13 protein-coding genes and 1 riboswitch are annotated in these 12,059 nt (G+C 66.8%); of the genes, 11 read left to right on the top strand and 2 right to left on the bottom strand.

The annotated features are described in order from the left end of the window. Nucleotides 1-81: 81 nt before the first annotated feature. Nucleotides 82-597, top strand: a complete 516-nt coding sequence (gene def, locus EO141_RS16280; RefSeq protein WP_016904668.1) for a peptide deformylase — start codon at nucleotides 82-84, stop codon at nucleotides 595-597. Between the two features lie 53 nt (nucleotides 598-650). On the opposite strand, the gene ettA is transcribed toward def, so the two are convergent. Continuing rightward, nucleotides 651-2,312 carry an energy-dependent translational throttle protein EttA gene (gene ettA / locus EO141_RS16285; RefSeq protein ID WP_016904669.1) on the bottom strand — a complete coding sequence of 554 codons (1,662 nt, stop codon included), beginning with the start codon at nucleotides 2,310-2,312 and terminating at the stop codon, nucleotides 651-653. 226 nt (nucleotides 2,313-2,538) lie between these two features. On the opposite strand from ettA, the gene EO141_RS16290 reads away from it, so the two are divergent. From EO141_RS16290 to ribD, 5 genes are all read left to right on the top strand, one after another. Then, on the top strand, nucleotides 2,539-3,042 hold the full coding sequence (locus EO141_RS16290; protein ID WP_127169696.1) for an RcnB family protein: 504 nt from the start codon (nucleotides 2,539-2,541) through the stop codon (nucleotides 3,040-3,042). A 199-nt stretch (nucleotides 3,043-3,241) separates the two neighbouring features. Next, nucleotides 3,242-4,495, top strand: coding sequence for a serine hydroxymethyltransferase (glyA, locus tag EO141_RS16295; RefSeq protein WP_104585542.1), 1,254 nt, complete (start codon nucleotides 3,242-3,244; stop codon nucleotides 4,493-4,495). Nucleotides 4,496-4,596: 101 nt separating this feature from the next. Further along, nucleotides 4,597-5,121 (top strand): transcriptional regulator NrdR, encoded by a 525-nt coding sequence (nrdR, locus tag EO141_RS16300; RefSeq protein WP_006453216.1) that lies wholly within the window; start codon nucleotides 4,597-4,599, stop codon nucleotides 5,119-5,121. Then, a complete protein-coding gene (locus EO141_RS16305; RefSeq protein ID WP_164739254.1) occupies nucleotides 5,118-5,603 on the top strand; it encodes a GNAT family N-acetyltransferase in 486 nt (161 codons plus the stop codon). Before nrdR ends, EO141_RS16305 begins: the two co-directional genes overlap by 4 nt. Further along, nucleotides 5,594-6,688: a bifunctional diaminohydroxyphosphoribosylaminopyrimidine deaminase/5-amino-6-(5-phosphoribosylamino)uracil reductase RibD gene (gene ribD, locus EO141_RS16310; protein ID WP_126969979.1), complete on the top strand. Its 1,095-nt coding sequence runs from the start codon at nucleotides 5,594-5,596 to the stop codon at nucleotides 6,686-6,688. The genes EO141_RS16305 and ribD overlap by 10 nt, the downstream gene beginning before the upstream one ends. 95 nt (nucleotides 6,689-6,783) lie before the next feature. On the opposite strand, the gene EO141_RS16315 is transcribed toward ribD, so the two are convergent. Then, the gene (locus tag EO141_RS16315; RefSeq protein WP_127169697.1) at nucleotides 6,784-7,407 is read right to left on the bottom strand and encodes a hypothetical protein; all 624 of its coding nucleotides are present in this window, start codon (nucleotides 7,405-7,407) and stop codon (nucleotides 6,784-6,786) included. 218 nt (nucleotides 7,408-7,625) lie between these two features. Then, nucleotides 7,626-7,802, top strand: a riboswitch (FMN riboswitch). 162 nt (nucleotides 7,803-7,964) lie between these two features. On the opposite strand from EO141_RS16315, the gene EO141_RS16320 reads away from it, so the two are divergent. The 5 genes from EO141_RS16320 (at nucleotide 7,965) to thiL (ending at nucleotide 11,984) form a co-directional block, all read left to right on the top strand. Next, the gene (locus EO141_RS16320; RefSeq protein ID WP_104585583.1) at nucleotides 7,965-8,567 is read left to right on the top strand and encodes a riboflavin synthase; all 603 of its coding nucleotides are present in this window, start codon (nucleotides 7,965-7,967) and stop codon (nucleotides 8,565-8,567) included. Continuing rightward, nucleotides 8,564-9,703 (top strand): 3,4-dihydroxy-2-butanone-4-phosphate synthase, encoded by a 1,140-nt coding sequence (ribB, locus tag EO141_RS16325; protein WP_104585536.1) that lies wholly within the window; start codon nucleotides 8,564-8,566, stop codon nucleotides 9,701-9,703. Before EO141_RS16320 ends, ribB begins: the two co-directional genes overlap by 4 nt. Nucleotides 9,704-9,958: 255 nt before the next feature. Continuing rightward, nucleotides 9,959-10,423 (top strand): 6,7-dimethyl-8-ribityllumazine synthase, encoded by a 465-nt coding sequence (ribH, locus tag EO141_RS16330; RefSeq protein ID WP_039423375.1) that lies wholly within the window; start codon nucleotides 9,959-9,961, stop codon nucleotides 10,421-10,423. Continuing rightward, nucleotides 10,420-10,899: a transcription antitermination factor NusB gene (nusB, locus tag EO141_RS16335; protein ID WP_104585534.1), complete on the top strand. Its 480-nt coding sequence runs from the start codon at nucleotides 10,420-10,422 to the stop codon at nucleotides 10,897-10,899. The genes ribH and nusB overlap by 4 nt, the downstream gene beginning before the upstream one ends. Nucleotides 10,900-11,009: 110 nt before the next feature. Beyond that, nucleotides 11,010-11,984, top strand: a complete 975-nt coding sequence (gene thiL, locus EO141_RS16340; protein WP_127169698.1) for a thiamine-phosphate kinase — start codon at nucleotides 11,010-11,012, stop codon at nucleotides 11,982-11,984. Nucleotides 11,985-12,059 lie beyond the last annotated feature (75 nt).

A 12,059-nucleotide genomic window follows, 5' to 3' on the forward strand; every position in this document is an offset into this window, starting at 1 on the left:
CCCCATTCCCCATTCCCCAACCTCACCTGCCCCTACCGCACAGGTCCTAGAATCGCCACAACGTTTCCCCGGAGCAGCCAGATGATTCGCGAGATTATCCGCATGGGCGACAAACGCCTGCTGCGCGTGGCGCCACCGGTGACCAACCTGGGCAGCGCCGAGCTGCGCACGCTGGTGGCCGACATGTTCGAGACCATGGACGATGCGCGCGGCGTCGGCCTGGCCGCACCGCAGATCGCAGTGGATCTGCAGCTGATGGTGTTCGGCTTCGAAGCCAGCGATCGCTATCCCGAGGCGCCGGCGGTACCGCGCACCGCATTGGCCAATGCACAGATCGAACCACTGTCGGAGGAGATGGAAAACGGCTGGGAGGGCTGTCTGTCCATTCCCGGCCTGCGTGCCGTCATTCCGCGCTATCGCGTCATTCGCTACCGTGGCTTCGCGCCGGACGGCAGCCCGATCGAACGCGAGGCCGAAGGCTTCCACGCACGCGTGGTGCAGCACGAATACGACCATCTGGTCGGCCGCCTGTACCCCTCGCGGATCGAGAACTTCGCCACCTTCGGTTTCGAGGACGTGCTGTCCTACGACCTGTGATCGCACCGCGGCATCGCATATGACAAGGGCGCCTTGCGGCGCCCTTGTCGTACTTACTTGAGCGCCTTGAAGCGCAGACGCTTGGGACCGGCGTCATCGCCCATGCGGCGGCGCTTGTCTTCTTCGTACTCGCGGTAGTTGCCCTGGAAGAACTCCACGTGCGACTCGCCTTCGAACGACAGGATGTGCGTGGCGATGCGATCCAGGAACCAGCGATCATGCGAGATCACGAAGGTATTGCCCGGGAACTCCAGCAATGCATCTTCCAGCGCACGCAGCGTTTCGATGTCCAGGTCGTTGGACGGTTCGTCGAGCAGCAGCACGTTGCCGCCCTGCAGCAGTGTCTTGGCCATGTGCAGACGACCGCGCTCACCACCGGAGAGCGAGCCGACCATCTTCTGCTGGTCCTGGCCCTTGAAGTTGAAGCGGCCGATGTAGGCGCGCGACTGGATCTCCACGCCGTTGATGTTGAGGATGTCCAGGCCGCCTGCGATTTCCTGGAACACGTTGTGGTTGCCCTCCAGCGCATCGCGGCTCTGGTCCACGTACGACAGCTGCACGGTCGGGCCCATCACGATCTCGCCGGAATCGGGTTTTTCCTGGCCGGTGATCATCTTGAACAGGGTCGACTTACCGGCACCGTTGGGGCCGATGATGCCGACGATGGCGCCAGGCGGCACGATCATCGACAGGTTGTCGATCAGCAGGCGGTCGCCGAACTTCTTGGACACGTTCTTGAACTCCATCACCGAGTTGCCCAGGCGCTCGCCCGGCGGGATGAAGATTTCATTGGTTTCGTTGCGGCGCTGGTAATCCACCGACTGCAGCTCTTCCAGGCGGGCCAGACGCGCCTTGCCCTTGGTGCGCCCGCCCTTGGCATTCTGGCGCGACCATTCCAGTTCCTTCTGGATCGCCTTCTGGCGTGACTTTTCCTGGTTGTCTTCCTGCTTGAGGCGCTCGTCCTTCTGGGTCAGCCAGTCGGTGTAGTTGCCCTTCCATGGAATGCCGCGGCCGCGGTCCAGCTCCAGGATCCACTCGGCGGCGTTGTCGAGGAAGTAGCGATCATGCGTGACCGCCACCACGGTGCCGGTGTAGCGCGCCAGGAACTGTTCCAGCCACTCCACCGACTCGGCGTCCAGGTGGTTGGTCGGTTCGTCCAGCAGCAGCATGTCCGGCTTCTGCAGCAGCAGGCGGCACAGCGCCACGCGGCGCTTTTCACCACCGGACAGCTTGCCGACGATGGCGTCCCACGGCGGCAGGCGCAGCGCATCGGCGGCCACGTCCAGCTGGTTCTCCAGGGTGTGCGCGTCACCGGCGGCCAGGATCGCCTCCAGGCGTTCCTGTTCCTTGGCCAGCGCGTCGAAATCGGCGCCTTCCTCGGCATAGGCCAGGTACACCGCATCCAGCGCGGCCTGTGCCTGCAGCACGTCGCCCACGCCTTCCTCGACCGCTTCGCGCACGGTGTGCTCGGGGTTGAGCTGCGGCTCCTGCGCCAGGTAGCCGACCTTGATGCCGGCCTGCGGACGGGCTTCGCCCTCGAAATCGGTATCCACGCCGGCCATGATCTTCAGCACCGTGGACTTGCCGGCGCCGTTCAGGCCCAGCAGGCCGATCTTGGCGCCCGGGAAAAAGCTCAGCGAGATGTCCTTGATGATCTGCCGCTTGGGCGGGACCACCTTGCTGACGCGGTTCATGGTGTAGATGTATTGCGACATGGGTGCTCCGTGGACGCAGGCAGCCCACCGGCCGGGGCCGGAGGCAGCGGAAAAGGGATTGCGCCGATTATACGGGCAAGCGGCCTGGCTCGCGGCGGCGATGCGGCAGCTAAACGGCAGCTTACCTGTCACCTGAATGGGCGTTTTCGTAATCGATTCCAGCAAGAATGCGTTAAGGCGATTGGCGTATTAATGAAATTGCGACATCGCAGACAGGAGCAATCCCATGAACCGCAAACGCATCGTGACTGTTGTGCTTTCCTCCATCTTGGCGCTGGGCTTCGCCGCACCGGCCGCATTTGCCGGGGATTGGGACCGCGACGACCGCCGTGGGCATGACCACGGCCACCGCGATCATCGCGGCGACTGGCGCAATGACCGCCGGGATGACCGCCGCGCAGACCGCCGCGAGTGGCGCCAGGACCGCCGTTACTACAGCAATGGCTACCGCGAGGGCTATCGCGACGCGCGCTATCAGGACCGTCGCTACGACCGCAATCGGGTCTATGTCTACGATCGCCCCAACTACTACCGCGCCGGTCCGCCGCCGCGCCCGTACTGGGCCCGCGGTCAGCGCTACCACGGCCCGGTCTACGTGATCAACGACTACGACCGCTACAACCTGCGCCGCCCGCCGTATGGCTACCGTTGGCAGCGCGACAACACCGGCAATCTGCTGCTTGTGGCCATTGCAACCGGTGTGATCGCCGACCTGGTGCTCAACAACTAAGTTCAGCAGTGGCCTGGCCGGCCTGACCCGGCAAGCGGGCAGGGCCTTACACGAGGGCGCACTCCGGTGCGCCCTTGTCGTTCAAGGGCCGGGCGCGCCAAGGCCCGCGTGGCCCGCGCCGGCGCCGCAATTGGTCACCTGTCCACGCGGGGGCTTACAATCGGCGCCCCTACTGGCAACAGCTGCCCCGGAGCTCTGCATGTTCTCGCGCGACGTCCGACTGGAAACCTACGACCCCGAACTGGCCCAGGCCATCGCTGCCGAAGCCGGCCGCCAGGAGGATCACGTCGAGCTGATCGCCAGCGAAAACTACTGCAGCCCGCTGGTGATGGAAGCCCAGGGCAGCCAGTTGACCAACAAGTACGCCGAGGGCTATCCGGGCAAGCGCTACTACGGCGGTTGCGAGTTCGTCGACATTGCCGAGCAGCTGGCGATCGAGCGCATCAAGCAGGTGTTCGGCGCCGACTATGCGAATGTGCAGCCGCATAGCGGCTCGCAGGCCAACCAGGCGGTGTATCTGGCGTTGCTGCAGCCGGGCGACACCATCCTGGGCATGAGCCTGGCCCACGGCGGTCACCTGACCCACGGCGCCAAGGTCAATGTCTCCGGCAAGCTGTTCAACGCGGTGCAGTACGGTGTCAACGAGCAGGGCCTGATCGATTACGACGAGGTCCAGCGCCTGGCCACCGAGCACACGCCGAAGATGGTCGTGGCCGGCTTCTCGGCGTATTCGCAGAAGATCGACTGGGCGCGCTTCCGCGCCATCGCCGACAGCGTCGGTGCGTATCTGTTCGTGGACATGGCGCATGTGGCCGGCCTGGTCGCCGCCGGTGTGTATCCGAGCCCGCTGGAGCATGCGCACGTGGTCACCTCGACCACCCACAAGACCCTGCGCGGCCCGCGTGGCGGCATCATCGTGGCCAAGGGCGCGAGTGAGGAGCTGCAGAAGAAGCTGCAGTCGATCGTGTTCCCCGGCATCCAGGGCGGCCCGCTGATGCACGTGATCGCGGCCAAGGCGGTGGCGTTCAAGGAAGCACTGGAGCCGGACTTCAAGACCTACCAGCAGCAGGTGGTCAAGAACGCGCAGGCGATGGCCAACACGCTGATCGCGCGCGGCTACAAGATCGTGTCCGGCGGCACCGAGAATCACCTGATGCTGGTGGACATGATCGGCCGCGACGTTTCCGGCAAGGACGCCGAAGCCGCGCTCGGCAAGGCGCACATCACCGTCAACAAGAACTCGGTGCCCAACGACCCGCGCTCGCCGTTCGTCACCTCCGGCCTGCGCCTGGGCACCCCGGCGATCACCACCCGCGGTTACCTGGAGCAGGACAGCATCGACCTGGCCAACTGGATCGCCGATGTGCTCGACGCCCCCAGCGACGAAGCGGTGCTGGCCAAGGTCCGCGACGCGGTGACGGCGCAGTGCAAAAAGTATCCGGTGTATGGCTGAGACGGGAATGGGGAATAGGGAGACGAGAATGGTAAAAGCAACGCTGCGATAGCTGTGCCGTTCCGATTCCCTATTCCCCTCTCCCTATTCCCGGACGCCTGATGCACTGCCCCTTTTGCCAGCACAACGACACCCGCGTGATCGATTCGCGCGTGTCCGAAGACGGCACGACAATTCGTCGGCGCCGTGAGTGCGAGGCGTGCGGCGAGCGTTTCAGCACCCTGGAAACGATCGAACTCAAGCTGCCGACCGTGGTCAAGAGTGATGGCGGGCGCGAGGCCTTCGACGCGCGCAAGCTGCGCACCAGTTTCGACCGCGCGCTGCAAAAGCGCCCGGTGTCCGAAGAACAGATCGAAGCGGCGGTGCGCGCGGTGGTGCATCAGTTGCGCATGTCCGGCGAGCGCGAGGTCGGCTCGCTGCGGGTGGGCGAGTACGTGATGGTCGAGCTGCGCAAGCTCGATCATGTGGGCTATGTACGCTTTGCCTCGGTGTACCGCAGCTTCCAGGACGTTGCCGATTTCCGCGAGGAAATCGAAAAGCTCGAGCGCGAACTGCCGGTCGGCATCGAGCAACTGCCGCTGCTGGAAGCGGCGCTGGAACGCGCCGGCAAGCCCGGCAAGCGGTGAGCGCGATGCGCATCGCCTGCGTGGCCGACACGCCGGAGCTGTTGCCCGCCCTCGCGCAGGCGCATCTGCAGGCCTTCGGCAGCCTGTTGCCGGACTGGAATTTCGATGAGGCCTTGCGCGAGTTGCGCAGCCACAGCCGCGACGGCGTGATCCCGACCACCTGGGTTGCGCTCGATCAGGCACAGTGGCTCGGGTCGGTCAGCCTGCTGGAAAACGACGATGCGCGTATTCGCCAGTGGTCGCCCTGGCTGGCGTCGCTGTACGTGCAGCCGCAGGCGCGTGGGCAGGGCATCGGCGAGGCGCTGGTGACGCACTGCGTGCAGGCCGCCGCGCGCATGGGCGTGCCGGCCTTGTATCTGTATTGCCAGCCAGCACTGGCGCCGTACTACCAGCGGCTGGGCTGGCATACGCATGCAGAGTTACTGCTGGGGCCGATGCAGATCGTGGTGATGCAGATCGCGCCGGTGCTGCAGTGCGCGTGACGGCCGACGATCATCGCTGGATGGCCCAGGCATTGCGTCTGGCCGAGCGCGGTGCCTACACCACGCGCCCCAATCCGATGGTTGGCTGCGTGATCGTGCGCGATGGCGTGTGCGTGGGCGAAGGTTTTCATCAACGTGCCGGCGGCCCGCATGCGGAAGTGTTCGCGCTGCGCGCAGCCGGTGCGCTGGCGCGGGGCGCCACCGCCTACGTCACGCTGGAGCCGTGCGCGCACTACGGACGCACGCCGCCCTGTGCCCTGGCCTTGATCGATGCCGGAGTGGCGCGTGTGGTCGCGGCGATGGCCGACCCGTTTCCGCAGGTCAACGGTGGCGGGTTCGCGTTGCTGCGCGAGGCCGGGATCGAGGTGCTCAGCGGGGTCCTGCAGGCACAGGCGCGCGCGCTCAACCGGGGCTTCCTGTCGCGGGTGGAGCGCGGGCGGCCGTGGCTGCGGGTCAAGCTCGGCGCCAGCCTGGATGGGCGGACTGCGCTGGCCAGCGGTGAATCCAAGTGGATCACCGGCGCCGATGCACGCGCGGATGTGCAGCGCTGGCGTGCGCGTGCCGGCGCGATCCTCACTGGCGCCGGTACGGTGCTGGCCGACGACCCATCGATGACGGTGCGGCTGGGCGATGACACGCCGTTCGTGCCGCCGCTGCGCGTGGTGCTCGACGCCGGGTTGCGGACGTTGGCATGCAACACCATTCGCCAGGGCGAGGCGCCCACGTTGTATCTGCATGGCGAGGATGTGGCCGCGCCGTCGCTGGACGATGCGCAGTTCATTGCGATGCCGTTGCATGCCGGCCGTTTCGAGCTGGGTGCCGTGTTGGCCCTGCTTGCCGAGCGCGGCATCAACGAGGTGCATGTGGAAGCCGGTGCAACAGTGAGCGGTGCGCTGCTGCAAGCCGGGCTGGTCGACGAATTGCTGGTCTACGTGGCGCCGGTACTGCTGGGCGATACCGCCAGGCCGCTGCTGGCCGGGCTAGACATCGAGACGATGGCACAGCGCGCTGCGTTGCAGCTGCTGGATGTGCGCCAGCTGGGGCAGGATCTGCGTCTGCGTTATGCGCCGGTTGTTGCCGGATGAGCACTGCACCGCTTGCCCGATGCCGCGCGGGCGTGTGGTTGCGCGCATGAAAAAGGCCCCGCATGCGGGGCCTTCGTGCATCTGCGACGCGCCGATCAGAAGCTTGCGCGCACGCCCACCTTGTACTGGTTGGCGTTGTCGACGAACTGCGCTTCGGCAACCAGGCCCCAGGTGCGGGTGAAGTTGACCTGGCCACCCAGGGTGCCGACGAACTCGCCTTCGTCCACGTCGCTGCCGTCGATGTAGCCGGCCTTGATCCAGGCTTCGGTGCGCGGCGAGGGCTTGCCGCGCAGGCCCAGGTTGGCAAAGCCCAGGCTGGTCGAGTCGGACGCGTTGTCGATCGAGCGACCGCGCAGGCGCAGGTCGGATTCGATCTTGGTGCGCAGCACGCTGATGTCGGCGGTGAACTCGACGCGCTCGGTCATTTCCTGGCGGTAGCCGATACCCAGCGTAGCCTGCTGCAGGGTGCCGTCGATCACGAAGCCGCTGCCGAGGTTGTAATCCTTGGTGGCACGTTCGTAGCTGGCCAGCAGGTAGGCCGGCTGGGCAATCTGCCAGGAACCGCGGATGTAGCCACCGTCGATATCGTCGGACGCGTCGTTGACGTTGATTTCGGTCCGGTTCCAGCCGCCTTCGACGTAGGAATAGCTCAGGCCTTCGGCCGATGCGGCAAACGGTGCGGCGGCCAGCAGGGCAGCCAGGATCAGGGTGTTACGCATTGGATGTCTCTCTCCGAATTGATGTCCGTGTCTCCGTCCCGTTGCGGGAGGGAAAAAGCGACTTCTCCCGTCGCGGCGGGTAAATTAACAGATCCTTCACAATCCTGGCTATGGGGGATTTCCCCACATGACGCAGTGTCCTGCCAGCCGTCGCTGACGCTCAGCCATCGCGCCGATGGGCCCTGTTAGACTTTGCGCACCGGTTCGCCGGTACTCACGAACGTCTTCAGGGCGGGGTGCGATTCCCCACCGGCGGTAGGCATGCGCAAGCATGCGAGCCCGCGAGCGCTTGCACATCGGAGTTGAGCGGATCCACGCGAAACCCGCTGCGCAAGGTCAGCAGATCCGGTGCGATGCCGGGGCCGACGGTATAGTCCGGATGAAAGAAGACGGCCAACGCGCAGCCTCGCGGCTGTGCGCGCGCCTGTTTGCCTTGTGGCGTTTTTCGCTCAACTCCTGCGAGAAACGACTATGTCCCTGCCTCACCCGTCGCGCTGCGTCGCGATCTTCCACCGCACCGCGTGCGCTCCGTTGTCGTCAACGACGGGGGCATGCTGATGTTTACCGGAATCATTGAAGGCGTCGGCCACCTGGCAGCGCGCCAGCCGCAAGGCGGCGATGTGCGTTTCACCTTCGCCACCGGCAACCTGCCATTCGACGCGGTGCAACTGGGCGAGAGCATCGCGGTCAACGGCGTGTGCCTGACCGTGATTGCGTTCGATGCCGGCAGCTTCCAGGCCGATGCGTCCACCGAAACCCTGTCGCTGACCACCTTGGGCAGCTTGCCGGAAGGCGCGCTGCTGAATCTGGAGCGTGCGATGCGCCCGACCGACCGCCTCGGCGGGCATCTGGTCAGCGGCCATGTCGATGGCCTGGGCCAGGTGCAGTCGGTGCATGGCGATGCACGGGCGCAGCGCTGGCGGTTTGCCGCCCCGTCGTCGGTATTGCGCTATGTCGCCAAGAAGGGCTCGATCTGCGTGGACGGAGTCAGCCTGACCGTCAACGAAGTGGACGAGGACGGCTTCGAGGTCGCGTTGATTCCGCACACGGTGGCCAACACCGCGTTTGCGCGGACGGCGGTCGGCGCGGCAGTGAATCTGGAGATCGATCTGGTGGCGCGCTACGTCGAACGCCTGCTCGGCACGCGGGGTGCGGCATGAATTTCGCACCCGTTCCGGAACTGATCGAGGAACTGCGCGCAGGCCGCATGGTGGTGATCGTCGATGACGAAGACCGCGAGAACGAAGGCGACCTGATCATGGCCGCCGAGCTGGTCAAGCCGTCGGACATCAACTTCATGGTGACCCACGCGCGCGGGCTGGTGTGCCTGTCGCTGACCCGCGAGCGCTGCGCGCAGCTGGGCCTGGCGCCGATGGTGCGCAACAACACCGCGCAGTTCCAGACCAACTTCACCGTCAGCATCGAGGCGGCCGAAGGCGTGACCACCGGCATCTCCGCCTACGACCGTGCGCACACGGTACGCACCGCGGTGCGGCCGGATGCCAGGCCGCAAGACCTGAGCCAGCCTGGGCATATCTTCCCGCTGATCTCCCAGCCCGGCGGGGTGCTGACCCGCGCCGGCCACACCGAAGCGGCCAGCGACCTGCCGATGCTGGCCGGGCTGGAACCGGCCGGCGTGCTGGTGGAAGTGCTCAACCCGGACGGCAGCATGGCGCGGCGCCCGCAGCTGGAAGTGTTCGCGCGCGAGCACGGGCTGAAGATGGGTTCGATCGCCGACCTGATCGCCTACCGCCTGGCCAACGAGCACACCGTCGAGCGTGTGGACGCGCGCGAGATCAGCACCGAATTCGGCCCGTTCACGCTGGTGACCTACCGCGACCGCATCGCGCACGACCTGCATTTTGCGCTGGTGCGCGGCACGCCCGATCCGGCCACCCCGACGCTGGTGCGCGTGCAGGTGGAAAACCCGCTGGCCGATCTGCTGCACTGGCAGCGCGACGACTTTGGCGTGGCCGCCACCGATGCCTTGCGTGCGATCGCCGCCGAAGGGCAGGGCGTGATGGTGGTGCTGTCGGCGCCGCGCGACAGCGAATCCCTGCTGGCGCGGCTGCGCCAGCAACCGGAAGCGGCCACCAACGCCAAGGACGTCAGCCAGTGGCGGCGTAATGGCGCCGGCGCGCAGATCCTGGCCGAGCTGGGCCTGGGCAAGCTGCGCGTGCTGGGCACGCCGCGCCGTCAGGTGGGCCTGGCCGGGTTCGGGCTGGAGGTGGTGGAGTACCTGGAATGCCATCCCGGCGAAGGCGTGCGTGCGGTGCCGGTCGCCGCGCTGCCCTGACGCAGGGCCGGCGGCCTGGAGTCGGCGCTCCGGTCGTTGCCACACGCGCCGCTGGAACCGTGTCGGTCGAGCGGTTCCTGCGGTGGTTGCGCAACGACCACGCTGGCCTGCGGTTGCGCCAGCCGGTGCTGCGCGCCCGCACACCGCCTGCTGCAGACATGGCCGGGCCTGCTTCGGCGCCCCGGCCGGCACCCATCGGCCGGGCCGGGCCCCGGCAGCTGTTAAACTTGCCGCCCCCTCGAGTTGCCGACCCGCATGACCCACTACGAAGGCGATCTCCGCCCCACTACCGCGCGCTTTGCGATCATCGCCAGCCGCTGGAATGCCCGCATCACCGACGCGCTGGTCACCGGTGCGCGCCAGAGCCTGGCCGGCAACGGCATCGGCGAGGACGCCATCGACGTGGTCCGCGTGCCGGGCGCCTGGGAAATTCCGATCGCGGCCAACCGCCTGGGACAATCCGGCCAGCATGCGGCGATCATCGCGCTGGGCTGCGTGATCCGCGGCGACACCCGCCACTACGAACACGTGGCCGACCTCTGCGCCGAAGGCCTGATGAGCGTGCAGTTGCAGACCGGCGTGCCGGTGCTCAACGGCGTGCTGGCGGTCGAGCGCGTGGAAGATGCCGAGGCGCGTGCCGGCGGCAGCCATGGCAACAAGGGCGAGGAATGCGCGCTTGCGGCATTGGAACTGGTCAATTTGATGGAGTTGTTGCCATGAGCAAGTCCGGTGGACATGCCCGCCACGTCCGTCGCGACGGCATCGATCCGGTGCTGCGTTCGCGCGCGCGCCGGCGCGCCTTGCAGGCGGTGTATGCCTGGCAGATTTCCGGCGGGTTCGCCAAGCAGGTGATATCCCAGTTTGCGCACGAGCAGGCGCACGAAGTGGCCGATCTGGCCTATTTCGAAAACCTGGTCGAAGGCGTGCTGACCAACCGCGCCGAGCTGGATACCGCGCTGACCCCGTATCTGGATCGCGGCGTGGAAGAGGTCGACGCGATCGAACGTGCGGTGCTGCGCCTGGCGGCCTATGAACTGCTGTATCGCCAGGACGTGCCGTACCGCGTGGTCATCAACGAAGCGATCGAAACCGCCAAGCGCTTCGGCTCCGAGCACGGCCACACCTACGTCAACGGCGTGCTGGATCGCGCCTCGGTGGAGTGGCGCAAGGTGGAGTCGGGCACCGGCGGCGCCTGAGGCGCCGCGGGATTGGGCATTTGGGAATGGGGAATCGTAAGAGCACCGTTTCCGATATCTCCTGACGCGCTTATGCGATTCCCGATTCCCTTCTCCCGATTCCCGTCCCCATGCCCGAATTCGATCTAATTGCCCGCTTGCGCGCGCGCATTGCGGCGCGTGCGGATGTGCCGTTGGGCATTGGCGACGATGCGGCGCTGCTGCAGCCGCCGCCGGGCGAGCAGCTGGCGATCACCGCCGATACGCTCAATGCGGGCGTGCATTTCCCGCACGAGACGCGTGCCGAGGATCTGGGCTGGAAGACGCTGGCGGTCAATCTGTCCGATCTGGCCGCGATGAGTGCGCAGCCGCGCTGGTGCACCTTGTCGCTGTCGTTGCCGCACGACGATGCCGACTGGGTCGATGCGTTCGCCGATGGCTTCCTTGCACTGGCCGACGCGCACGACATCGCACTGGTCGGTGGGGACACCACACGCGGGCCGTTGTCGTGCGCGGTGACCGCGATCGGCAGCCTGCCGCCGGGTGCGGCGTTGCGTCGCGATGGGGCGCGTGTGGGCGACGATGTGTGGGTGACCGGTGCGCCGGGCGAGGCGGCCGCGGCCTTGTCGCTGTGGCAGGCTGGCCAGCTGGACGTGACCTGCGCGGCGGCCGATCCGGTGCACGAGCAGTGGCGCGGCCGCCTGCTGCGCCCGCAGCCGCGCGTGCAGGCCGGGCTGCGCCTGCGTGGGCTTGCGCATGCCTGTGTGGATGTCTCCGATGGGTTGCTGGCCGATCTGGGGCATCTGTGCGAACGCAGCGGCGTGGGCGCGCAGCTGGCGCTGACGGCGTTGCCGGCGATGCCGCGCAGCGCCGGGATCAGCGCGCTGCAATGCATCGGCTGGCAACTCGGCGGCGGCGACGACTACGAGCTGTGCTTCACCGCCGCCGTGCAACACCGCGAGGCGGTGCTGCAGGCGATGGACTTCGCCGCAGTCGCCGTGACACGCATTGGCCGGATCGTCGCCACGCCGGGCGTGGTGGTCCACGACGCCGACGGCAAGCCATGGCAGCCGCCGCAGCGCGGGTATCAGCACTTCGTGGGCTGAGCGGTTCGCGCGGGAGGCGTTGCGCGGGCCTGCTGCATTGCAGCCAACCTCTGCGGGTCGGGATCGGCATACGAT

This window comes from Xanthomonas sp. BRIP62415, assembly GCF_003993515.1.
Taxonomy (GTDB): Bacteria; Pseudomonadota; Gammaproteobacteria; order Xanthomonadales; family Xanthomonadaceae; genus Xanthomonas; species Xanthomonas euroxanthea.